The organism is Actinoplanes sp. NPDC019969 (assembly GCF_055562375.1).
In genome coordinates this window covers 41,536-63,776 of record NZ_JBVHFK010000008.1, presented here as the reverse complement: position 1 = coordinate 63,776, position 22,241 = coordinate 41,536, and the positions used below count along the sequence as shown (strand labels likewise).

At 70.4% G+C, this 22,241-nt stretch carries 17 protein-coding genes; 10 read left to right on the top strand and 7 right to left on the bottom strand.

Translation table 11 applies throughout. The features are described from left to right. The first annotated feature begins 189 nt into the window (after nucleotides 1-189). From ACZ3II_RS23905 to ACZ3II_RS23890, 4 genes are read left to right on the top strand one after another with little or no spacing between them, the layout of a single operon-like run. Nucleotides 190-3,423 carry an SWIM zinc finger family protein gene (locus tag ACZ3II_RS23905; RefSeq protein WP_465519936.1) on the top strand — a complete coding sequence of 1,078 codons (3,234 nt, stop codon included), beginning with the start codon at nucleotides 190-192 and terminating at the stop codon, nucleotides 3,421-3,423. Next, nucleotides 3,420-4,481 (top strand): ATP-binding protein, encoded by a 1,062-nt coding sequence (locus ACZ3II_RS23900; protein ID WP_465519935.1) that lies wholly within the window; start codon nucleotides 3,420-3,422, stop codon nucleotides 4,479-4,481. Before ACZ3II_RS23905 ends, ACZ3II_RS23900 begins: the two co-directional genes overlap by 4 nt. Beyond that, a complete protein-coding gene (locus ACZ3II_RS23895) occupies nucleotides 4,474-6,810 on the top strand; it encodes a DUF5682 family protein (protein ID WP_465519934.1) in 2,337 nt (778 codons plus the stop codon). Before ACZ3II_RS23900 ends, ACZ3II_RS23895 begins: the two co-directional genes overlap by 8 nt. Next, nucleotides 6,807-7,982 carry a VWA domain-containing protein gene (locus tag ACZ3II_RS23890; RefSeq protein WP_465519933.1) on the top strand — a complete coding sequence of 392 codons (1,176 nt, stop codon included), beginning with the start codon at nucleotides 6,807-6,809 and terminating at the stop codon, nucleotides 7,980-7,982. The genes ACZ3II_RS23895 and ACZ3II_RS23890 overlap by 4 nt, the downstream gene beginning before the upstream one ends. 10 nt (nucleotides 7,983-7,992) lie before the next feature. Here the strand turns inward: ACZ3II_RS23890 and ACZ3II_RS23885 are convergent, their stop codons facing one another. Then, the gene (locus ACZ3II_RS23885; RefSeq protein ID WP_465519932.1) at nucleotides 7,993-8,223 is read right to left on the bottom strand and encodes a hypothetical protein; all 231 of its coding nucleotides are present in this window, start codon (nucleotides 8,221-8,223) and stop codon (nucleotides 7,993-7,995) included. A 650-nt stretch (nucleotides 8,224-8,873) separates the two neighbouring features. Between ACZ3II_RS23885 and ACZ3II_RS23880 the strand changes: the two genes are divergently transcribed. Next, the gene (locus tag ACZ3II_RS23880; protein WP_465519931.1) at nucleotides 8,874-9,593 is read left to right on the top strand and encodes a hypothetical protein; all 720 of its coding nucleotides are present in this window, start codon (nucleotides 8,874-8,876) and stop codon (nucleotides 9,591-9,593) included. Nucleotides 9,594-9,657: 64 nt separating this feature from the next. Here ACZ3II_RS23880 and ACZ3II_RS23875 read toward each other — a convergent pair whose 3' ends face one another. The 4 genes from ACZ3II_RS23875 to ACZ3II_RS23860 all read right to left on the bottom strand — a co-directional run bounded on the left by ACZ3II_RS23875 (nucleotide 9,658) and on the right by ACZ3II_RS23860 (nucleotide 15,585). Then, entirely contained in the window at nucleotides 9,658-11,622 is a 1,965-nt protein-coding gene (locus ACZ3II_RS23875) for a S8 family peptidase (RefSeq protein WP_465519930.1), read from the bottom strand. A gap of 91 nt (nucleotides 11,623-11,713) precedes the next feature. Beyond that, nucleotides 11,714-13,615 (bottom strand): S8 family peptidase, encoded by a 1,902-nt coding sequence (locus ACZ3II_RS23870; protein WP_465519929.1) that lies wholly within the window; start codon nucleotides 13,613-13,615, stop codon nucleotides 11,714-11,716. Between the two features lie 101 nt (nucleotides 13,616-13,716). After that, nucleotides 13,717-14,241: a DUF4142 domain-containing protein gene (locus ACZ3II_RS23865; RefSeq protein WP_465519928.1), complete on the bottom strand. Its 525-nt coding sequence runs from the start codon at nucleotides 14,239-14,241 to the stop codon at nucleotides 13,717-13,719. A 48-nt stretch (nucleotides 14,242-14,289) separates the two neighbouring features. Next, the gene (locus tag ACZ3II_RS23860; protein WP_465519927.1) at nucleotides 14,290-15,585 is read right to left on the bottom strand and encodes an IPT/TIG domain-containing protein; all 1,296 of its coding nucleotides are present in this window, start codon (nucleotides 15,583-15,585) and stop codon (nucleotides 14,290-14,292) included. Nucleotides 15,586-15,759: 174 nt separating this feature from the next. On the opposite strand from ACZ3II_RS23860, the gene ACZ3II_RS23855 reads away from it, so the two are divergent. Together ACZ3II_RS23855 and ACZ3II_RS23850 are read left to right on the top strand one after the other, a co-directional pair. Beyond that, the gene (locus ACZ3II_RS23855) at nucleotides 15,760-16,575 is read left to right on the top strand and encodes a hypothetical protein (RefSeq protein ID WP_465519926.1); all 816 of its coding nucleotides are present in this window, start codon (nucleotides 15,760-15,762) and stop codon (nucleotides 16,573-16,575) included. A gap of 39 nt (nucleotides 16,576-16,614) precedes the next feature. After that, nucleotides 16,615-17,268 (top strand): hypothetical protein, encoded by a 654-nt coding sequence (locus tag ACZ3II_RS23850; protein ID WP_465519925.1) that lies wholly within the window; start codon nucleotides 16,615-16,617, stop codon nucleotides 17,266-17,268. Between the two features lie 134 nt (nucleotides 17,269-17,402). On the opposite strand, the gene ACZ3II_RS23845 is transcribed toward ACZ3II_RS23850, so the two are convergent. Beyond that, a complete protein-coding gene (locus tag ACZ3II_RS23845; protein ID WP_465519924.1) occupies nucleotides 17,403-19,046 on the bottom strand; it encodes an IPT/TIG domain-containing protein in 1,644 nt (547 codons plus the stop codon). A 396-nt stretch (nucleotides 19,047-19,442) separates the two neighbouring features. Here ACZ3II_RS23845 and ACZ3II_RS23840 point away from each other — a divergent pair, with 396 nt between their 5' ends. Next, nucleotides 19,443-19,733 carry a DUF1540 domain-containing protein gene (locus tag ACZ3II_RS23840; protein ID WP_465519923.1) on the top strand — a complete coding sequence of 97 codons (291 nt, stop codon included), beginning with the start codon at nucleotides 19,443-19,445 and terminating at the stop codon, nucleotides 19,731-19,733. Nucleotides 19,734-19,794: 61 nt separating this feature from the next. On the opposite strand, the gene ACZ3II_RS23835 is transcribed toward ACZ3II_RS23840, so the two are convergent. Continuing rightward, the gene (locus ACZ3II_RS23835; protein WP_465519922.1) at nucleotides 19,795-20,103 is read right to left on the bottom strand and encodes a hypothetical protein; all 309 of its coding nucleotides are present in this window, start codon (nucleotides 20,101-20,103) and stop codon (nucleotides 19,795-19,797) included. Between the two features lie 397 nt (nucleotides 20,104-20,500). Here ACZ3II_RS23835 and ACZ3II_RS23830 point away from each other — a divergent pair, with 397 nt between their 5' ends. Further along, nucleotides 20,501-21,259 (top strand): NUDIX hydrolase, encoded by a 759-nt coding sequence (locus tag ACZ3II_RS23830; RefSeq protein WP_465519921.1) that lies wholly within the window; start codon nucleotides 20,501-20,503, stop codon nucleotides 21,257-21,259. After that, entirely contained in the window at nucleotides 21,256-22,233 is a 978-nt protein-coding gene (locus ACZ3II_RS23825; protein ID WP_465519920.1) for a protein kinase family protein, read from the top strand. The genes ACZ3II_RS23830 and ACZ3II_RS23825 overlap by 4 nt, the downstream gene beginning before the upstream one ends. The last annotated feature ends 8 nt before the right edge of the window (nucleotides 22,234-22,241 follow it).

The following is a 22,241-nucleotide window of genomic DNA, read 5'->3' as shown; positions in this document are numbered from 1 at the left end:
TTCGGGTGCTGCACGCCGGTCGGCGTCCGCGTCACCACCAGGACACCCGTCACGTCGGGCGCGATCAGGCACTCCCGCAGCACACCCTGCCCGACCATCCCGGTCGCCCCGAAAACGATCACCCGCATGTCTCCAGTGTGCCGTCCGTGGGGGCGGAAAAACGTCGTACCCCGGGCCTAGGGTCGGTGCGTGCCCGTTGAGAGATGGTCCACCGCCCAGGTCGAGGCGCTCGCGCCCGATCCCGCCTCGCTGCGCGCCGCGCGTGGGGTCACCGGCCTGTTCTCCGAGACCGGCGTCGCCGGCGACGTCCTGTGGGGACTCTGCCGCGGCTATCAGGTGGCCGTCGATCTGGCGGGGCCGGCGTTCAAGTGCTCCTGCCCGAGCCGCAAGATCCCGTGTAAGCACGCTCTCGGCCTGCTGCTGAGCTGGTCCGCCGGCGGCTTTGCCGCGCGTGCTCGGGCCACGTCGTCCGCGCTCACTCAGGCCACTTCGCCCGAACCCGCCCGAGCCACCTCATCTACGCCTACCCGGACCACCTCGCCTGTGCCCACTCCAGCCACCTTCCCCGAGCCCACCCAGACCGCCTCGCCCGAGCCGGCCCAAGCCGCCTCGCCTGTGCCGGCCTATGTCGTGGAGTGGCAGACGAGCCGGGCCGCGCGGGCCAAGGCGAAGACGGCGCCGCCCGATCCGGTGGCCGCGGCGAAACGTGCGCAGGGCCGCGCCGAGCGGGTCGCCGGCGGCATGGCCGAGCTGCGCCGATGGCTCGACGACCAGGTCGAGCAGGGGCTGGCCGCGGTGGGCCGGTCCGGGCCGCAGACGTTCGAGACGATGGCGGCCCGGCTGGTCGACGCGCAGGCGCCCGCGGTCGCCGGGGCGGTACGGCGGCTCGGCGGCATCGCCGGCGTGGGCCCGCACTGGGCCGACCGGCTCCTCGGCGAGCTGGCGCTGCTCCGGCTGCTGGTCGCCGGGCACACCCGCCTCGACAGCCTCGACCCGGCGCTCGCCGCCACCGTCCGGTCCCGGATCGGCTTCCCCATGCCGACCGAGGAGGTGCTGGCCGGCCCCCGGGTGACCGACCGGTGGCAGGTCCTCGGCCAGGTGGAGGCCGACGACGGCACGCTGACCAGCCGGCGCACCTGGCTGCGCGGCTGCTCCAGCGGGCGGTTCGCGCTGGTGCTGTCGTTCGCGGCGCCCGGCCAGCCGCTGGCGGCCGATCTGGTGGCGGGCACCGAGTTCCGCGGCGATCTCTGCTTCTACCCGGGCGCGGCGCCGCTGCGGGCGCTCGTCGCCGAGCGTGCCTCCGCTGCCGAGCCGTTCGGCTCACCGGCCGGCGCGGGCACGATCCGGGCGGGCCTGTCCGGCTGGTCCCGGCTTCTGTCCGCCGAGCCCTGGCGGTACGACGCCCCCATGATCCTCTCCTCCGTCACCCCCGCCGACGGCGATTTCCTGCTGGACGCCGAAGGTTCGGCGCTGCCACTGGCCCCGGGCCACCGGGAGCCGTGGTGGCTGCTGGCCGCCGCCGGGGCCGCCCCCGCGACGGTCGCGGCGGAATGGTCACCGGCCGGGTTGCGCCCCCTGGCCGCCTGGTTCGGCGGCGATTTCGTGCCGGCCGCGCCTCCCGTGCCGGATCCATCGACACGGGGAGCCGAGCTGCCCCCCGAACTGCTGACGGCCGCCCTGGTCGGGACCGGCCGGCGCCCCTGGCCCGGCCGTTCCCTCCAGGTCGGCGCGCTGCGGATCGACCTCGGCTCCACCACCGTTCCCGGCCCCTCGGACGCCGAGCAGCCCACCCCTCCACCCACGCCCGGCGCCGCGTCGGCCGCCCCTCCACCCACGCCCGGCGGCCCTTCCGACGACGCGTCGCCCACCCCTCCTCCCACACCCGGCGACCCCTCGGACGCCATGCCGCCCACTCCTCCTCCCACACCCGGCGCCTCCTCCGACGCCGCGTCGGTCAGCGGGAACGGCCCGTCGCAAACGCAAGGATTCGCGGTCGGCGGGGTGGAGGAATCGGTAAGCGTTCCCGAGGAGGTGCTGGAGTCGCCGGCCAAGGCGCTGCTGGAGGCGGCGGCGGTGGCGCTCACCTGCCGACGGGCCGGGGTGGAACCGGAGACCGGACATACCCCGATGACGCCCGCACCAGCCGAGACCGACGCACCCCTGCCTGCCGCAGCGGCGGCGCGGCTGGCCCGGATCCTCGGTGGTGGGGCGCCCGGCGGCAGCCACTACGAGCAGGAGCTTCTCGCCCAATGGCTGTCCGCTGCGGCGGCCCGGGGTGGCATCGTCCCGCCGGCGATCCTGCCGAGCCTGCTGGAGGCCGGCAGGCGGAACATCGCGGTCCGCGCCGAGCTGGCCCGGGTCACCGGACGGCGCGGCGCCTGGCTCGCCGGGAAGCGGGCCGACTGGCGCTGGCTGCTCGCCGAGGCCGCGCCCACCGTCACCGCCGACTGGGCGACAGCGACCACCGCCGAGCGTCTCGGTCACCTGTCCGCGCTCCGCGCCAGCGACCCGGATCGGGCCCGTGAGCTGCTGGAGAGCACCTGGTCCGAGGAGTCCTCAGATAATCGGGCCCGTTTCCTGGCCGCTTTCGGCCCCGGTCTGTCGCTGCGGGACGAGCCGTTGCTGGAGCGGGCGCTCGACGACCGCCGGAAAGAGGTCCGGGAGGCGGCGCTGGACCTGTTGCGCCACCTTCCCGGCACGGCGCTGGCGACCCGGATGGCGGCCCGCGCCCATGCCGCGGTGCGCTTGGAGGGCGGTGAACTCGTCGTCCAGCCACCCGCCGAGCTGGATCCGGACCTGCGGCGGGACGGGGTCGGCGCGGCGCCGGTCCGCGGGGTCGGCGCCGGAGCGTGGCTGCTGGAGGAGGTCGTGGCCGGCACTCCCCTGGACTCGTGGACCGCGCCGACGCCGACGCCGGAGGGCTGGATCGCCGCCGCCCGCGGTCACGACTGGGCGGTCCCGCTGCTGCACGGCTGGGCGAAAGCGGCGGTCGTCCAGCGCGACGCGGCGTGGGCGACGGCGCTGCTCGCCGCCGATTCCGGGATGCTGCGGGAGTCGGTGCGCTGGGACCTGCACCTGGTCATGCCACCGGACCGGCTGGCCCGGCTCGCCGCCGCCGCGCTGCGTTCCGAGGACGGTTCGGCGCAACGGCTGCTGTCGCTGCATCCGGGCCCGTGGCCGGACGAGTTGTCGGTCGCCGTTCTGGAGACGGTCGAGCAGCGGGCCCACACCGACCGGCACACCTGGCAGCTGGGCGAACTGTGCCGGGCGGCCGGCCTGGCCATGCCACCGGGTTACGCCGACCTGGCCGGGCGTCTCGCCGTCCGGCTGGACCAGACCGTCGATCCGACCCGGGTGCGGCCGGTGACCGAGCTGGCCCGCACTCTCACCTTCCGACACGAGATGTTTCAGGAGTTTCTGTGACCGCTCTGCGACCGCACGCCGAGGACCAGTACGCCGAGGAACTCGCCCTGCTCGCCGCCTCCGACGACCGGCCCCGGCCGCCCGGGTGGCGGCTGTCGCCACAGGCCGTGGTCACCTACCTGCTCGGCGACGGAGCGAAGATCACCCCGAAGTACGTGGGTCCCCGCCGTCTCATGGAGGTGGCCGTCTCGACCCTGGCCACCGACCGGGCGCTGCTGCTGCTCGGTGTTCCCGGCACCGCCAAGACCTGGGTGTCGGAGCATCTCGCGGCCGCCGTCTCCGGTGACTCGACGCTGCTGGTGCAGGGCACCGCGGGCACGGCGGAGGAGTCCATCCGGTACGGGTGGAACTACGCCCGCCTGCTCGCCGAGGGCCCGACCGACGCCGCCCTGGTCCCGAGCCCGATCATGCGGGCCATGCGGACCGGCTCGATCGCCCGCCTGGAGGAGCTGACCCGGGTCCCGTCGGACGTGCAGGACGCGCTGATCACCATTCTGTCCGAGAAGACGCTGCCGGTGCCGGAGCTGAACACGGAGGTGCAGGCGGAACGCGGGTTCAACCTGATCGCCACCGCCAACGACCGGGACCGCGGGGTCAACGAGCTGTCCAGCGCGTTGCGCCGCCGGTTCAACACGGTGGTGCTGCCGGTGCCGGCCAGCGCCGACGACGAGGTCGAGATCGTCGCCCGCCGGGTGGCGCAGCTGGGCCGGGCGCTGGAGCTGCCGGAGGTGCCGGCGGCGCTGGAGGAGATCCGCCGGGTGGTGACGGTCTTCCGGGAGCTGCGGTCCGGCATGACCGAGGACGGGCGTACCAAATTGAAATCGCCCACCGGAACCCTCTCGCCGGCCGAGGCCATCTCGGTGGTGACGAACGGGATGGCGCTCGCCGCCCACTTCGGGGACGGCACCCTGCATCCCGGTGACGTGGCCGCCGGCATCGTCGGCGCGGTGATCAAGGACCCGGTGTCCGACGGCGTCGTCTGGCGGGAATACCTGGAGACTGTCGTCCGGGAGCGGTCCGGGTGGCTCGACTTCTACCGGGCCGCCCGCGATGCCTGAGCGGATCTACGGGGTTCGGCATCACGGGCCGGGTTCGGCCCGGGCGCTGCTGCGCGAACTCACCGCGCACCCACCGGAGGTGCTGCTCGTCGAAGGGCCACCGGAGGCCGACGACCTCGTCCGCTGGGTGGCCGATGGTGGGCTGGAACCACCGGTGGCGCTGCTGGGATACGCGGTGGACGACCCGGGGCGGGCGGCGTTCTGGCCGTTCGCGGTGTTCTCACCGGAATGGCAGGCCATCCGGTGGGCGGTCCGGCACGGCGTCCGCGTCCGTTTCTTCGACCTCCCGTACGCGTTCCGCGTCGCCCCCGGCTCTCCCGCGCCCTCCGAATCCCCGTCGCCTGCCGGGTCGGCGCGGGCCGTCAGCGCCCCGGCGGCTCGACGGTCGGGAAACCTCGGCTGGTCGTCAGGGCTGTCTCAACCGCCCGGAGACAGCCCTGACGACCAGCCGCACAAGATCCACGGGGAACCGGACGGCACGGAGCCGGTGCGGCCGGTGGATCCGATCGGGGAGCTCGCGGCGGCGGCCGGCTACGACGATCCGGAGCGCTGGTGGGAGGACGTCGTCGAGCACCGAGGGGCGCCCGTCTTCGAGGCGATCGCGGAAGCGATGACGGCGATCCGGGAGAGCGCGCCGGAGGACCCGGACGATCTGCTCCGCGAGGCGTACATGCGGTCGGTCCTCCGCGAGGAACGGCGGCGGCACGAGGACATCGCGGTCGTCTGCGGGGCGTGGCACGTGCCGGCGTTGACCCGGAAGACGTCGCTCAAGGACGACACCGCGCTGTTCAAGGGCAGGCGTAAGGGAAAGGTGGCGTTCACCTGGGTGCCGTGGACGTACGGGCGGCTCGCCTCCTGGTCCGGGTACGGCGCCGGGGTCCGGTCGCCCGGCTGGTACCACCATCTGTTCACCACCGGCGACGACGTGGTGGCGCGCTGGCTGGTGGACGCGGCGGGGGTGTTGCGCGCCGAGGGCGTACCCACGTCGTCAGCTCATGTGATCGAAGCCGCCCGCCTGGCGGAGGCCCTGGCCACGCTGCGCGGCCGCCCGCTCGCCGGGCTGGCCGAGGTCACCGAGGCGGCCGAGGCGGTGATGTGCGACGGCGAGCCGCTGCGGGCCGAGCTGATCGCCCGGCGGCTGGTCGTCGGGGAGCGGCTCGGGGCGGTGCCGGACGAGATGCCGTCGGTTCCGCTGGTCCGGGACCTGACCGCCCAGCAGCGGTCGCTGCGGCTCAGGCCGTCGGCCGAGGAGAAGACCGCCGACCTGGACCTGCGGCAGGAGAACGACCTGCGGCGCAGCCGGCTGCTGCACCGGCTGCGGGTGCTGGACGTGCCGTGGGGCGAGCGGCTGGCCCGGCGCGGCACCGGCACGTTCCGGGAGGAGTGGCGGCTGGCCTGGCAGCCCGAGTTCGCGATCCGGCTGGTCGAGGGCGGCATGTGGGGCACGACGGTGGCGTCCGCCGCGACCGCCCGGGTCACCCGGCGGGCCGCGGAGGCGGGCACTCTCGCCGAGGTCACCGAGCTGGTGGAGATCTGTCTGCTGGCGGATCTGGCGGACGCGCATCCCCCGGTTCTCGCCGCGCTGGACGCCCGGGCGGCGCTCGACGCCGACGTGCATCACCTGATGGCGGCGATTCCGGCGCTGGCCCGCACCCTGCGGTACGGCGACGTCCGCCGCACCGACCTCACCGGCCTGGCCCGGGTGACGGCGAGCCTGCTCGGCCGGGTGTGCGCCGCGCTGCCGTCGGCGGCCGGCTCGCTCTCCGACGAGGCGGCCCGGCAGTTGCGCGACGGCATGGACGGTGTGCATCAGGCGGTCGGCCTGCTCGCCGACGCGACGTTGCGGGACCGCTGGCTCGGCACGATCGCGTCGCTGGCGGCGCGGCCGGGCCTGCACGGGCTGCCGGCGGGACGGTTGACGCGGCTGCTGCTGGACGCCGGCCGGCTGGACGGCGCCGAGGTGCGCCGGAGGCTCCGGCTGCCGTTGACCGTCGGCACCCCACCGGCGCACGCGGCCGCCTGGGTGGAGGGCTTCCTGGCCGGCGGCGGGCTGCTGCTGGTCCACGACGAGGCGCTGTTGTCGCTGGTGGACGACTGGCTGGCGGACATTCCGGCGGAGGCGTTCGAGGCGGTGCTGCCACTGCTGCGGCGTACGTTCGGCGGCTTCGACGCCGGGGAACGGCGCGCCATCGGTGAGCGGATCGCCGGCGGCCGGCCGACCGGTCCGGGCGACACCACCGTGATCGACACGGTTCGGGCCGCCGCGCCGCTGCCGACGTTGCGCGCGCTCCTGGGACGCCCGATGACATCGATGCTGGAGGACGCATGAGCGGCGACGAGACGACGCGGGAACGGCAGCGGCGGTGGCGGCTGGTGCTCGGCGGGGCGGCGGGTGAGTCGCTCGGCAGGCCGGACGGGCGGGACGGGGCGATGGACGCCGCGCTCGCGGCGCTCTACGACGCCGGGGACGCGGACGGGCGGCCGGCCGGACGGTCCGCCGGGCTGGGTGGCTCGGCGCCGAAGGTGGCCCGCTGGCTCGGCGACATCCGGGAGTACTTCCCCAGCACCGTCGTCCAGGTGATGCAGGCGGACGCGATCGAGCGGCTGGACCTCACCCGGCTGCTGCTGGAACCGGAGATGCTCGCCGCCGTGGAACCCGACGTCCACCTGGTCGGCACGCTGCTCTCGTTGAACCGGGTGATGCCGGACGCCACGCGCGAGGCGGCACGGCAGGTGGTCCGTACCGTCGTGGAGGAACTGGAGCGGCGCATCGCGCAGCAGACCCGCGCCGCGGTGACCGGGGCGCTCAACCGGGCCGCCCGGATCAGCCGCCCCCGGCACGCCGACATCGACTGGGACCGGACCATCCGCGCCAATCTCAAGCACTACCTGCCGGAACACCGCACGGTGATCCCGGAGCGGCTGGTCGGGTACGGCCGCCGCACCTCCGCCGTACAACGCGATGTGGTGCTCTGTGTCGACCAGTCGGGTTCGATGGCCGCTTCGGTGGTGTTCTCCGGGGTGTTCGCGGCGGTGCTGGCGTCGATGCGGTCGCTGCGCACGTCGCTGGTGGTCTTCGACACCGCCGTGGTGGACCTGACGGACCAGCTGGCGGATCCGGTGGAGGTGCTGTTCGGCACGCAGCTCGGCGGCGGGACGGACATCAACCGGGCGATCGCCTACTCCCAGCAGTTGATCACCCGGCCGCGGGACAGCATCTTCGTTCTGATCAGCGACCTGTACGAGGGCGGCGTCCGCTCCGAGATGCTGCGCCGGGTCGCGGAGATGACGGCGGCCGGGGTGCAGGTGGTGGTGTTGCTGGCGCTGTCCGACGAGGGCGCGCCGGCCTACGACCACGAGAACGCGGCGGCGCTCGCGGCCCTCGGCGTGCCGGCGTTCGCCTGCACCCCGGACGCCTTCCCGGACCTGATGGCCGCCGCGATCGAACGCCGTGATCTGCGCGCCTTCGCCGAACGCCAGACCGCCCAGGAGCCCGGCTGACCGCATCGGATCATCCGGTCCAGCGGAGGAAACGGTCGAAGAGCTCGGAGGCGGGCGTCTGGGGCATGTCCCGGGCGGCCTCCTCGAGGTGGTCCCACATCAGCACCGCGAGATCGACACGGCCACGATCACGCCCGAGCTGCGACCGGGCGGAGTCACACGGCCAGGGGCGCCCGCACGAGCGGCAGTCCCAGGACGGCCGGGCGGGGCTGTGCTCCGCCTGGTTCCCGTTCTCGGTCATGTCCGCTCCGCCCGGTCCCCGTGCTCGGCCGCCATCGCCCGCACCCGCGTGCTCCACACATTGCGCGTGCATCGCCCACCGGTCAACCGCCGAGGCCACCGGCTCGCCAGTCCGGGTGACGCCCGGCCGGGCCATCGGTACTGGTCGTTCCGGCACAGTCACGGTCGGTCGATCGGCCAGCTCGCGCGGGCGCGGCCCGGGCTCGCTTTCCTCAGCGCCCCGCACAGGCTGCGACATCCCCTCAAGATCAAAACCCTCTGGCGGAGTACGCCGCCCCATCGCCCCCATCGCCCCGCTGACCACATCCCGACAGTGCCAACCTCCCCACCCAGCGGGCCCCGGTGGCCGCCTCCACCTCCGACACGGCCGACGCCCTCCGGCCGGCCGGCAGTGTTGCCTTCCCGCCCTCGCGACCAGCCGATTCCCTAGCTGGTCGTCACAGCTGTCTCGCCGCCCTCGAGACAGCCACCAGAACCAGCCGACGTTCCCGGGCCGCCCGCCAGCGCTGTCTCCACCGTCCCGAGACGGCACACACAGCCAGCCGGGAGCACCGATGTCTTGGGGACGGGCGGGACGATGGGGAATTAGCGCCCGATATGTCCACGTATTTGGAAACATGGGGTGAGCAGCAGTGGCCTGAGGACGGTGAGATGGCGTACGAAGAGCACCCGGAAGGGGCGCACGAGGGTGGCCTCTACGCGTCCTCGACTGCCGCGACCCCCGAGCGTTCGGCGCAGCGACGCAAGCAGGCCGTGGTCGGGATCGCCGGGGTGGTGGCGGTGCTGGCGGGGGTCGGGTTCCTGGTCATCGAGCTGATGAACGAGAGTCAGCCCGGTCTTCCCGAGCCGGAGGCGCTGGCGCCGTTGACGACCGCCGCGAGCGCCGCACCGGAGGGGGTGGGTGGGGAGCCTTCGGTCACCCGTACGCCGAAAGTCACGAAACACGCCGCACCCGTCGAACGCAGCCCGGTGCCCACGCCGTTCGCGAGCCGTGCGGCGAGCCCGGAATCGGGCACGGCGCGGGCGTCCGTCGCCATCAGCGAGTTGCTGGGAAACCGTGGCGAGATCACGGAACGGACGGAGTCGCTCGGAAACGGCACGATCCGGATCGTGAGCGCGCGGCGGGATCTCAGCGGCGAACGGCAGATGCTGCTCGCGGGCGACGACGGCGAGGAGGTGGGGCGGGGCGTGCGGTGCACCACGGAGCTGCGGTACGGGTTGAGCCTGCCGTCCGCGGCTCCGGAGACACTGTTGTGCTGGCGTACGTCGGAGCGCCGCAGCGTGATCACGATGGCGTCGTCCCCCGAGGGCGAGCCCCCGACCGCGGACAGCATCGACGCGATCGACCGCGAGTGGTCCCGCCTGGAGTGACCGGGCCCGGCGGGAACGGGGAACCGCGGCGGGATCGGAAGATCCCGCCGCGGTCACAGTTTCGTCAGGCGACGATCGGAGCGCTGGCGACGCCGCCGATCTTGATGCTGTCCGGGACGACGACGCGGTAGGTCTGGCCGGGCGTCACGCCGGTCACCGTCACGCGGGCGCTGGCGGCCGGAGCCTTGTACGTCGCGACGGTCTGCCACGCGCCGCCGACCCGCTGCTGGATCTCGGTGACCTGGCCGGCCGCGCCGGTCAGGGTGACGCCGAGCTGACCGCGGGCGGCACGGACGACAGCGACCGACGCCGTGACCCGGTAGCTGACCGGCGCCGAGGTGACGCCGTCCGCCGTGGCCTTGAGAACGAGCTGGTAGGACGCGTTCGCGGTGCGGTTGACCTGGACGGTTCCGAGGTTGCCGGTGACGGTGTCGGAGCACTTCTCGGCAGCGTCGGCCTCGGTCACGCAGACCTGCACCCTCTTACCGGCCACCGCCGTGCCGCCGGCCTTGACGGTGAACGTGGTGGAGGTGCCGGCGCCGTAGGTGACCTCGGCCGAGGACACGTTCGCGCTGATCTCCAGCTTGCCGGCGACCGGCGCGGGCGTGGTCGGGCCGGCCGAGGCCGGCGGCGTCACCGGAGCGGTGGTGACCGGGGCCGACGGCACGGGAGCGGTGGTCACGGGAGCGGTGGTCACGGGAGCGGACGGCGTGGGAGCGGTGGTGACCGGGGCGGACGTCGGCGCCTTGGTGACGGGAGCCGTCGTGGGAGCGGTCGTCGGCGCCTTCGTGACCGGAGCCGTCGTGGGCGGCGTGGTCACCGGGGCGACCGCGGCGAGCGCCGCGACCGGGTCGATCCGGCCGTACCCGTAGTCGTTGTCGAAGCCCTTGGCGCCCAGGTCGACAGCGGTCTTCTCCAGGGCGGACTCGATCTGGTCCGGCGTGAGGGCCGGGTTGTACGCCTTGAGCAGCGCGGCGATCGCGGCGACGTGCGGCGAGGCCATCGAGGTGCCGCTCATCGTCTTGTACTGGGAGCCCAGGTTCGCCGGGTAGGTGCTCATGATGTTGGTGCCGGGAGCGGCGACGTCGACGTACGAGCCGGCGTTGGAGTACACGCCGTACTTGTCGGCCGAGTCGGTCGCGGCGACGGCGATGACACCCTCGTCGGCGCCCGGGTACGCGGTCGGGCTGCCCTGCTGACGGCTGTTGCCGGCCGCGGCGATGACCGTGACGCCCTTGCTGCGGGCGTACTTGACGGCGTTGCTGACCGCGGTGACCTTGGTGGTGCCGCCCAGCGACATGTTGATCACCTGGGCGCCGTGGTCGGCGGCCCAGATGATGCCGTCGGCGGTGTCGGACATGTTGCCGCTGCCCTCGTCGGAGAGCACCTTGACCGGCAGGATCCGGGCGTCCGGCGCGAAGCCGGAGACACCCACGCCGTTGCCGGTGACCGCGGCGATGGTGCCGGCCACGTGGGTGCCGTGCCCGTGCCCGTCGGTGGTCGGGCCGGCCTTCTTGGTGATCGCGTCGTACCCGCTGAGCACATTGGCCTTCAGGTCGCCGTGGGTGGCGTCCACCCCGCTGTCGATCACGGCGACGGTCACGCCGGCGCCGGTCGACTTCTGCCAGGCCTCGGTGGTGCGGATCTTGGCGAAGTCCCACTGCTGCGACCGGTACGGGTCGGTGCCGGTGGGAACGTCGAGCGCGAACACCTTCGCGTCCATCTCGACGCCGACCGCCCCCGCGGCCTGCTGCGCGTCCTTGACCAGCTCGATCGCGGAGGCCTTGTCGGTGGCCTGCTTGACCGTGACGACCGGCTTGCCGTCCTTGCCGATCGTGGTGCTGACGACCCGGGCCGGCTGAGCCTCGGTGACAACCGCCGGAACGATCCGCTCCGGAGCGTCGGTCAGGCCGTAGGTCACCGGGGTCCAGTCAGCGCTGCCGGTCGGCAGGGCGAACACACCGACAGCAGCGAGCGCACCCGCGGCGACGGCACCGACGGCGAACTTACGGATCTGAACCTGCTTCAAAGTATTTCCTCCCCCTCGGAACGACTTCATAAGATTCGCGGGGCAGAGTTGTGGATACCGTTGTCGGACTGTTGCGCTCCAGTTGTGGCCGTCAGACGGTCACGGCGGAGCTGGTGACACCGACGATCGCGCTGGTGCTGGGGATGATCAGCCGGTACTTCTGCTTCGCGGTCAGGCCGGTCAGGGTGCCCCTGTCGACGGCGGTGAAGGCGCCTTCGCGCAGCCAGCCACGGGACCTGCTGTCGTACCGCTGCACCTCGACCTCCTGGCCGGCTGCGCCGGCGATGGCCACCTTCATGGCGCCGGCGGACGCCTTGCTCACGGTCACGCTCGCCTTGACGGTGTACGTGCTGGCAGGCGACGTGGCTTCGAGGGTCGTGTCGGTCTCGACGGCCTTCACGTACACCTGGAAGGCGCCGGCGGCGACCTGCTGCACCACCACGGTTCCGCTGGTGGTGGTCGTCGCGTCGGTGCAGGTGACCGCCCCGCCGTCCACGGACAGGCAGATCTGCGCCGGCTTGCGCGCCCACGCCTTGCCCGCCACCCGGACGGTGAACGTGGTCGACGTCTTCGTCCCGTACGTGACGGCGCGCGTCCTGACGTTCGTGGTCACCAGCGGGTTGAGCTTCGGCTTGCTGGTAGCGGTAGGCGTCGCCGTCGGGCTGCTGGTGGGCGCGCTGGTGGTAGGGGCGGCCGTCGGAGCGCTGGTGGGAGCGCTGGTGGGAGCAGTCGTCGGAGCGCTGGTGGTGGGAGCGGTCGTCGCGGGGGTCGTCGGGGCGGTCGTCGCCGGGGTCACCGCGGCCAGGGCCGCGACGGCGTCGATCCGCCCGTGCCCGTAGTCGGTGTCGAAGCCGGCGGTCCCCAGATCGACAGCGGAACTCTCCAGCGCGGCCTCGATCCGATCCGGGGTCAGCTGCGGCTGGTAGGACTTGAGCAGCGCGGCCACGGCCGCGACGTGCGGCGACGCCATCGAGGTGCCGTTCAGGGAGGCGTACGACTTACCGAGCGCCGAGGGGTACGTGCTGAGGATGGCGCTGCCGGGCGCCGCCACGTCGACGTAGCCGCCCCGGTTGGAGTAGGAGGCGTACCTGTCGGCGGAGTCGGTCGCCGCGACCGCGATCACGCCTTCGTCCGCACCCGGGTAGGAGGTGGGGCTGCCGTCCTGCCGCTCGTTGCCCGCCGCCGCGACGACAGTGACACCCTTGCTGCGGGCGTACGCGATGGCGTTGCTCTGCGCTGTGCTCTTCGACGGCCCGCCCAGCGACATGTTGATCACCTTGGCGCCGTGGTCGGCGGCCCAGATGATGCCCTCGGCGGTGTCCGAGGCGTACCCGGCGCCGCTGTCGTTCAGCACCTTGATCGGCATGATCTTGGCGCCGGGCGCGAACCCGGAGACCCCGGTGTTGTTCCCGGTCACCGCCGCGATCGTGCCCGCCACATGCGTGCCGTGCCCGTTGCCGTCGGAGGTGTAGCCGGCCTTGTTCGCGATCGCGTCATAGCCGCTGACCACGTTCGCCGCCAGGTCCGGGTGCATCGCGTCCACCCCGGTGTCGATCACGGCGACCGTCACGCTGTTCCCGGTGGACGTCTGCCACGCCTCGGTGGTGCGGATCTTGGCCAGATCCCACTGCTGGCTTCGGTACGTGTCCGAACCGGCCGGCACTCCCAAGGCGTACACCGGGGTGTCGATCTCGACGCTCACCGCCCCGTCGGCCTGCTGCGCGTCCCCGACCAGCTTGACGGCCGACGCCTTGTCGGTGGCCTTCCGGACGCTGACGGCAGGCTTGCCGTCGCTCCCGACCGTCGTGCTGACCACCCGCGCCGGCGCCGCCTCGGTCACCGTCGCCGGAACGATCTCCTCCGGCCGCTGCGCCAGCCCGTAGGTGACGGGCTCCCAACTCGAGGAGCCCGTCGGCAGCACGAATACCCCCACCGCGGCGAACGCACCGGCCGCCACCGCCCCAGCGGCGAAGCGAAGCAGCTGAACCCTCATCCGTGCCCTCCCCGATCTCAGTCGGGGAGCAACATCGGCGCCGCCCTACCGCCGACGATCCTTTTCTCGGTTGCGGCTGGGTAGCAGCGGGGGATGAGGGCTCAGTCCCCCAGCCAGTCCGAGATGGCGGCCTTCCGCAGCAACTTCCGGTGTTGCGCGATGACGGGTGCAGCGACTTCGGCGATCTCAGTGAGCGCCGGGTTCTCACCCTGTTCGGTCTGTGCCGTGATCATCTGCTGGGCTTCGAGGTGAACGGTCAGCTGGGTCGAGATGAAGTACTCGTCGAAGACGTCAGCCCCGATCGACTCATACCGGGCGGTGAGCTCCTGCTGTTTGGTGGTGGGCGTGTTGGGGAGCTGGATCTCCAGTCGGCGCGCGACCTGCGACAGGGCGGCATCCAGCTTGATGTGGTGACGGACGAAGGTCGCCGCGAGTTCCTTGACCTGCGGATCCTTGGTCTTCTGCCAGGCGACCCGGCCGGCCGCGATCTCGGCGAGGTTTCCCTGATGAGCAGCACGTACGAATTCGTGGTCGACCAATGGCGGCTCCGCCGCTTGTGCGGGGTTGGCGGTGAACGCCAATGACCCGGCCAGGCCGGCCACGACAGCGATACGACGGAAATGCATGACGATCCTCCTTGAGCAGAATGTTCGATGCCGTTCAGCGACCACTGATCAGTAGGGCGCGACGATGAACGCGGCACCGCTTGTCGGCAGTGTCGGATTCGCGGCCAGGCCCGCGCTGACATCACCGGTCTCCACCACCGTCAGGAAGTAGGCGCCCTCGTCGATCGGGGTATTCGCCACCACGGAGCTGTCCACCGGATTCAGCTGGTAACTCGACAGGTCGAGCGTGCAGACCAGTTCGGTGTCGGTCACTACGAGCACGTCGTAGCACTCGGCGATACCCCGGTTGCTGGCCGACTCGTAAACCCCGTCGACCAGGAACACGTGCGCCAGATTGTCGGTCGCGGATCCGACATCGCTGAAGATGAGCCTTGAGAATCCCGCGCCGCGTACACCGACATCGACCCTGGCGTCGACGGCAGCCGTGCTTGGCGTGACGGTGATGCCATTGCTGTAAGTGAACGGGATCGGTGCGTCGCTGGTGCTGTTGTCGTTGTCCTGAGGCAGCCCGTTGTTGTCCGGGTCGAAACTGCTGACCGGTCCGCCCAGCGTATTGACGATCAAGGGCAGGTTGGCACCGGGTGCACGCGGCGTGGTGATCCCGGTGAAACTCTTTCCGCCCGGCAGGACGTTGATTTCGGTCAGGGACACCCCCCCGATCGACGCGCTGATCGACGAGGAGAACGGGTTGAAGCCGATCCCGTTGACTGTGATCAGCTGACCGCCACTTGCCGGGCTGCTGGACGGGATGACCGAAGTGATCACCGGCTTCCGCACGAGTGTGTAACTGCTCTCCGCCAGCAACTCGCTGGCAACCGTGGAGTCGCTGTCGTAGACGCAGACGTTCCACTTCGACGAGGTCTGCTCACCGATCAGGACCAGCCCGGACGTGTTGATCGTGCTGATGTTCAGGTTCTCGTCGAGGAGGGGATAGGAGCCGGACGGCACCTCGAAGGCAATCTTCGTGAAGGAGACGCGCCGCACCGTGTACGGGTCGACGGTCACCACTCCCGCCGTGGTGGTCACACCCGTGGCGGCGATCTGGGTCACCGGCTTCGCGGTAGGACTGCAGGTGGCGGCAGCTCCGGTACCGAAGTACTGGAACTGCACCGCCGGCGTGGCACCGGGCACGAACGGCCCAGACGAGCCTGCGATCGAAGCGGAGATGTTGGAACCGCCACCGCTCGGCCCGCTGGCGGTGCTCAACGTCATCGGGAAAACGGCCGCGGCAGCCGGTGTGCTCACAGTGGCCATGGTCAGCGCCGTCACGGCTGCGGACGCCATACCGGCACGGCCGACGCGGCGGAACCCCCGCTGAGACATGAGAACGCGGTCCTCCTGCATCTCGTGGCGGTCGGGCCGGGATAGCCCGAGTCACCTCCGGGCAGCGTAACGACCGATTACTCCGGAAATCCGGGGAACGTGGAGAGGTTTCCGGACACGGCCCCGGCGGGCTGAACGACCGCTGAGAGTATCGGCGAATCAATCCGATATGTCCTCGCCTTTGAAACGATTGGGATGACGAACCTGATCAAACCGGAGGATGGTGATATGGCGGACCAAGAGCAGAACGAGTCGGCTACCCGGCGGGTCCCACCCGCACGGCTGGCCCGAAACGTCAACCGCCGCCGATTGGCTGTATTCGGCACCGGTGGCGCCGCTGTACTTCTCGCGGGCGGGGCTTACTTCGCCACCAAGACGTATCAAACGAGTCAGCACACCGTCGCCGAACCGATGACAATCGTGGCTCCGCTCGAGGCGCCGGGTACGCGCCCCACTTCTTCAGCGTCCGTGTCCACGCCACCGGCCGCCACCGCGCCGAACGCGGCCGATTCGACGGCGACTTCCGGCCATCAGGGTCAGGCGGCTGGAGCCCCGGTCGAACAGGAGAAGCCGCGGCCCGGGCCTACCGAGCGCGATCCCGACGTGATCCGCAAGGAGATCCAGGAGGCTCGGGAGAAGGCCGCAGCTGACGGGGTGAAGCTCCAGCGTCCGCTGAAGCACCAGGTCGCCGCAGGGGGGCCGGTGACTGAACGGATCGTGCGCATCCCCGGCGGGAGTATCCGCGTCTTCTCCGCCGGACACGACTTGAGCGGGCAGCGCGAGATGCGATTCGCTGGCGACGGGGGCAAGCCTGCCGGCAACGGCGTTACTTGCACCAACAAGGTGCGCTTCGCCGAAGGTGCTGCGGCAGCGGCACGGCCGACGGTGCTGTTGTGCTGGCGGAATTCGGCCAAGCGCAGCGTGGTGGCGATGGCGATCACCCCGAAGGGGCAGCCCTCCACGGCTACCAGCGTCGACGTCATCACCAAGGAATGGGCTGCACTCAGCTGATCTGCGGTGCCGTTTCCCGATCGATCTGGAAGATGCGAGATGAAGAAAGTCAAGTACGCCACCCTCGCCGCCGGGCTGGCGATCATCGGTGGCGGCGCTTATGTCATTGCCGTTCAAACGACCGACAGCGACGCTGAGAGGACGCCGACGACGGCGATGCCCGCAGCCTCGGCGATGGCCTCCCCTACCGGCGCCGCCACCCCGAGCCAGGCGGTTGCCGGATCGGCTTCCGCGACATCCTCACCGCTTCCCGGGCCGACCATCGAGCTGGGGAAACAAGCGATGCAGCGCCTGGCCAACGCGAAAGAGGCCGGCAAGTACGACATCAAGCCCCAGCGGGCCCTCCCGAACGCCCATCCGCCGGACATTTCCAAACCCATCGAGGTGCGGAGTCAGGGATCGGTCCAGAAAGATGGCCGCATGCTCCGCGTGGTCTCGTCGGCCCAGGATCTGACCGGCTACAAGGAACTCGCCTGGATAGCCGACGAGGGGGAACGAGTCGGCAGCTCGACCTGTTCCCAGAAGATCAAACTCAGCAACGAAGAGACGCCCCGGACACGGCCCACCATGCTGATGTGCTGGCGGCTGAGCCCGGAGCGCAGTGTCTACACCATCCTGATCGACATCGACGAGAAGCCGTCGAAGAAGGCCAGCGTGGCCGCGATCGACAAGGCGTGGGCGCAGATGGGCTGAATGACGGATGGGCCGTTCCGTGGAACGGCCCATCCGTCATATCTGAGAGAACAGAACAGGCAGACAGACCGCGGCCCGGGCAAAATGCCCGGGCCGCGATGTGAATTACTGATAGTTCGACAGAGATCGCCGGATCAGAAGTCCGCCACCGTGAAGGTGGAACCGCTGGAGACGATCGTCTGCTTGAAGGTGCCAGCCAGGTTGGCGTCGATGGCCCCCGAGTTGACGACAGTCAGGACATATCCGCCGTCCGGCACCTTGGCTTCACCCTTGACGGTCACGACCGTCAAGGCGGAGGTGACGACCGGACGCGAGATGGTAGCGGTGGTACCGGTGGCGTTGACGGCGGTAATCACCGTCGCGGCCTGCAGCGGGCCACCGGTCGAGTGAACCACACGGCGCCCGACATCCCGCTGAACGAAACTACCCGCCGGACCGACGAGAGTCGTGGCACCGATCGCAGCACCGGTACCGTCCAGTGTGATGGTGCGGTCACCACCGATGGTGACGGTGAGTGTGGCGGTTGTAGCTGAACCCAAGGCGTTCACGCTCATCGTGGCCGAGGTGGCACTCTCGACGGATTTGATGAAGGCACCCGCCGGAACGTTCGTGTTGCTGCCCTGAGCAAGCAGCTTGCCGACATCCTCCTGGGAGAAGTTCGCCGTGGCCGAGGTGATCACAGCGCTGCTGGTGCCGTAGGTCTGAGCATCGGTCACCTGGCGGGTGTCCGCAGCCGCATAGGCGTTGGCCGAGGCGTTGGTCTGCCGGGAGAAGAGCTGCAGGCGGCAAACCAGTTCGTTGTCACCGAACACCAGAACGTCGGTGCACTCAGCAACCTGACCGTTCACCTTGTTGGTGGTGTTGGCGTTCGCGTCGTACACACCCGGCACCAGATAGACGTGCGAGTTGACGTCATTCGTGGTTCCGGTATCCCGGAAGGTGTAACCCAGGAAGCCCGTTCCCTCGACCGACACATCCACGAAGCCGGCCTCGTTGGCAGCGGTGTTCGGGGTGACCGAGACACCGTTCTGGAAACTGAAGGCCTTCTCGTAGTTGATGGTTCCGGTAGAGGTGACGACAGTCAGCGTCAGGTTGTTCGCGACCGCGTGCGACGGCATGGTGCCGGAGAAAGCGGTTGCGCCCAGCGACTTGAGGTTCGTCAGCGGCTGCCCATCGATAGACGCCGAGATGATGCCGCTGGTGCCGATCGTGGTAGGCAGGTTGGTGCCGGAGATCGTGACGCTGCTGCCACCGGTCGACGGACCAGCCGCCGGAGATACCTTGGTGATCGTCGACTGCGCACCCGAGGTCCAGACGCCCTTACCGATCAGCTCGGTGTCGGCCGCGGCGCTCGCGTAGATGCAGACGTTCCACTTCTGGCTCGCGGCCGTCAGGTATGTCTCCACACCGGTCGGGACCGACACTGCCAGTCGGCTGTTCGACAGCTTTCGCGGAGCGCTGGCCAGTTTGAGACCGGTGGTGGTGCTGCCGACGGCAACCTCGTTGCTGGCCGCCGAAGTGTTGGTCGTCGGGCAGGCGCTCATGTTGAACGCCACCTGCGGCGCAGTGGAACCGGCAAGCCAGTCGGTCGACGCTGAGATCACCGTCGGCGTGAGCGTCGACTCCGGACCGGCGGCGGGGCTCAGCGTGACCGTGGCCGTGGCGGCGAGCGCCGGCGTCGCCAGGACACCCGCGCCGAGGACGGTGGTGGCGGCCGCCCCTACCGCAAGACCGGCACGCCTCAACCGGCCTCGGGGGGTGGACTTGGTTTTGCTCATGCGAGGTCCTCCTACGGTCTCTACGGACCGCTTCACTGGATTGGGTGGGCCCTTACGTCCGGTGGAACCGTCGCGGGCCGTCTCGCCGGAAGCGTATCCATTGGCGAGGGTTCGGTAGGTGAAAGTCGGAAACATCCTCATATGCCGGACACCTCCGGCGGACTCGACTAGGCTCCGCGATCGCGAAACCCCTTCCAACCAGGGCAGGAGCACTCCACCAAAGCACATTCACCACAGGGGAATTGAATGAGGTATGGCTTACCTAAATTGCACAAGGAAGCCTTACCTAACAATTCTTGTTTACTGAGAAAATAGCGAGAAAAAGGTGTGGGATCTCAAAGTAATGGATACATTCGGCGGGGACCTTCACAACCTGCCCGCCGAAGGAGATTCGTCGTGACTCAGATGATGAACATGCCGCGAGTGCAGACCTGCACCGTGACGGACTGTGGATACAACCACGATGGCTGCACCGCGTTCGCCATCACCATCAGTGAGAGCAACTCGGCCTGTGACACGTTCGCGGGCTCCGGGCTGACCGGTGGGATGGGCATCGCGACCGCCCAGGTGGGCGCCTGTAAACGCGCCGACTGCACGTACAACAAGAATCTCGAATGTCAGGCGCCGGCGATCACCGTGGGCGCGTCCGCCGACAAGGCGGACTGCCTCACCTACCAGCACGCCTGACCGGTTCCGGATCAACGCCCGCCGTCCCGCATCTCGCGGGGCGGCGGTTCTGTTTATGAGGTCACGCAGCGGCGCGAACGGAGCCCTTGGCCGCGATCTGCGAGATGCACTGGGGTGACAGTTTCAGAAGGGCTCCGGCATCGCGGACTGTGTAGCCGTCACGCAGGAGCGCCTCCACCGCCGACGCGGTGGCCCGCGCGGCCTGCCGGGCGCATAACGCATCAGTGACCGTGCCGGGCAGCTCAGGCCGCACCTCGACGGTGACGGTCGCCGGGTCGATGTCGAGGAACAGCGCGATCGCCTCCCGGGCCATCGCAGCGACCTGATCCAGCCGGCGCGCCTGGGTGTGCACGCCTTTGAGTTCGGCCACGGCGACAGCCCACCATCTGCCACTGCGGCGGCACACCGCGGTGTATGCCCCCACTTCCACCAGTCCTTTCCGAGTTGCTCATCGAGGTCCCGGTGGCTCGGTATGACGACGTTCTGGCCGCCGCAGCGGAAGATCGAGTGACTTCCGCCCTCGCGAACCACCGAGAACGGCTTGCCTGCCTTCTGAACAGGTTGGATCCGCTTCGCGAAGTTCAGCCTTGCCCGCTGGACGGCTCAAGGGAACCCAGCTGGACGCCTTCGTGGACCCCGTCCGGATGAACGGCGCGACCCGAGAAGGAGAGCAAGAGCATTGACGGCGGCGGAATCCCGCGATAGGTTCTCCTCAGATCGAGTAAGACTCACAGCGAGAAGAACTCAAGGCGAGAAGGACCACGCGGATGGATGAGGCGAACTTCCTGGCGGCGTACGACCCCCGGGCCTACCCCGCGGTCGCGGTGACCGTGGACGTGGTGGCGCTGACCATCCGTGAGGGGCGGCTCAGCGTCCTGCTCGTCGAGCGGGGCGCGCAGCCGTTCAAAGGCCACCGGGCTCTGCCGGGCGGGTTCGTCAAGGAGGAGACCCTCGATCAGGCGGCGCTGCGGGAGCTTGCCGAGGAGACGGGCCTGACGGCCGGGTCGAGGGCCGAGGGGGACCTCGACCGCGTCCACCTCGAACAGCTCGGGACGTACGGGAACCCGCAGCGCGACCCCCGGATGCGGATCGTCTCGGTGGCCTATCTGGCGTTCGCGCCGAGCCTGCCCGAGCCGACGGCCGGCAGTGACGCGGCCCGCGCGTTCTGGGTGCCGGTGGACGAGGCGAAGGATCTGGCCTTCGACCACGACGGGATTCTCGCCGACGGCCTGGAGCGGGCCCGGGCGAAGCTGGAGTACACGCCACTCGCCACCGCCTTCACCGGGCCGGAGTTCACGATCGGCGAGTTGCGGCAGGTCTACGCGGCGGTGTGGGGCGAGGACCTGCACGCCGGCAACTTTCACCGGAAGGTGCTGTCGGTCCCGGGGTTCGTGGAGAGCACCGGTGGGACGACGGCGCGGGGCGGGGAGCGGGGCGGGCCGAAGGCGAAGCTGTACCGGGCGGGGGATGCCCGGCTGCTGCACCCGGCTCTGCTGAGACCGACGAGGGAGGACCGAGTCAGGTGACGCAGACGACGTTCAGAACGGAGCCGACGTTCGAGGAGGCAGTCGTCCGGATCACGGAAGCGAGCAGTTTCCGCGACCTGGAAAACCCGGCGACGAGCGGCACGGCGTACAAGAAATGGGCGAAACTGGTCCACCCGGACACCGTGAGCGCGGCGCGCCGCGCCACCGCGACGGATGCCTTCGCCAAGCTCTCCGCGCTGTACAAGAAGGCGGAGAAGGCGCCGGTGCTGCACGGCAGGCGCCGCGCCTACCGGATGGGTGAGGCGTTCGCGGCCGGTGACATCACCGAGCTGTACGCGGACGGCGCCGCCCTGATCAAGGTGCCGCGGCATCCGGCCGACAACGATCTCCTCGAGACCGAGGCGGAAGCCCTACGGCGGTTGTGGAGTCACGGTGACCCCAAGTTCCGGCCGTACGCGGCCCGCCTGATCGAGAGTTTCGTCTGGGAGGACGCGCAGCGCCGCCGGCGCCGGGTGAACGTCGTCGAGTTCCAGCGCGGCATGGTCAGCGTGGCCGGCCTTTCCCGGAAACCCAGGGACGCGCAGGACGTGGCGTGGATCTGGCGCCGGCTGCTGGTGGCGGTCGGGTGGGCGCACCGGGCGGGGGTGACCCATGGCGCGATCCTGCCGGAGCACGTGCTGATCCACCCGGAGGACCGTGGCGTGGTTCTGGTCGATTGGTGCTATGCGGGTCATCGACCGAAGGCGATAGTGAAGGCACGGATGTCCGACTACCCGCCGGAGGTGCTGCACGACAGTCTCGCCGGACCCGCCACCGACATCTACATGGTGACCAGGCTGATGACGCGGCTGATCGGGCCGCGGATGCCGCAGCCGCTGCGCCTGTTCGCGGCCGGCTGCATGTACGCCGCGCCGCGGATGCGACCGCAGGACGCCTGGTCGTTGCTGGGCGAGTTCGACGAATTGCTTCACCACCTTTACGGCCCGCGCAAGTTCCGGCCGTTCGTCGCATAGGAGGACAT

Coding starts and splice junctions, on each gene's coding strand:
- ACZ3II_RS23855 (WP_465519926.1), top strand. CDS start 15,760: ATGACGAACCTGATCAAACCGGAGGATGGTGATATGGCGGACCAAGAG.
- ACZ3II_RS23870 (WP_465519929.1), bottom strand. CDS start 13,615: ATGAGGGTTCAGCTGCTTCGCTTCGCCGCTGGGGCGGTGGCGGCCGGT.
- ACZ3II_RS23845 (WP_465519924.1), bottom strand. CDS start 19,046: ATGAGCAAAACCAAGTCCACCCCCCGAGGCCGGTTGAGGCGTGCCGGT.
- ACZ3II_RS23830 (WP_465519921.1), top strand. CDS start 20,501: ATGGATGAGGCGAACTTCCTGGCGGCGTACGACCCCCGGGCCTACCCC.
- ACZ3II_RS23860 (WP_465519927.1), bottom strand. CDS start 15,585: ATGCAGGAGGACCGCGTTCTCATGTCTCAGCGGGGGTTCCGCCGCGTC.
- ACZ3II_RS23895 (WP_465519934.1), top strand. CDS start 4,474: ATGCCTGAGCGGATCTACGGGGTTCGGCATCACGGGCCGGGTTCGGCC.
- ACZ3II_RS23880 (WP_465519931.1), top strand. CDS start 8,874: ATGGCGTACGAAGAGCACCCGGAAGGGGCGCACGAGGGTGGCCTCTAC.
- ACZ3II_RS23865 (WP_465519928.1), bottom strand. CDS start 14,241: ATGCATTTCCGTCGTATCGCTGTCGTGGCCGGCCTGGCCGGGTCATTG.
- ACZ3II_RS23890 (WP_465519933.1), top strand. CDS start 6,807: ATGAGCGGCGACGAGACGACGCGGGAACGGCAGCGGCGGTGGCGGCTG.
- ACZ3II_RS23885 (WP_465519932.1), bottom strand. CDS start 8,223: ATGACCGAGAACGGGAACCAGGCGGAGCACAGCCCCGCCCGGCCGTCC.
- ACZ3II_RS23850 (WP_465519925.1), top strand. CDS start 16,615: ATGAAGAAAGTCAAGTACGCCACCCTCGCCGCCGGGCTGGCGATCATC.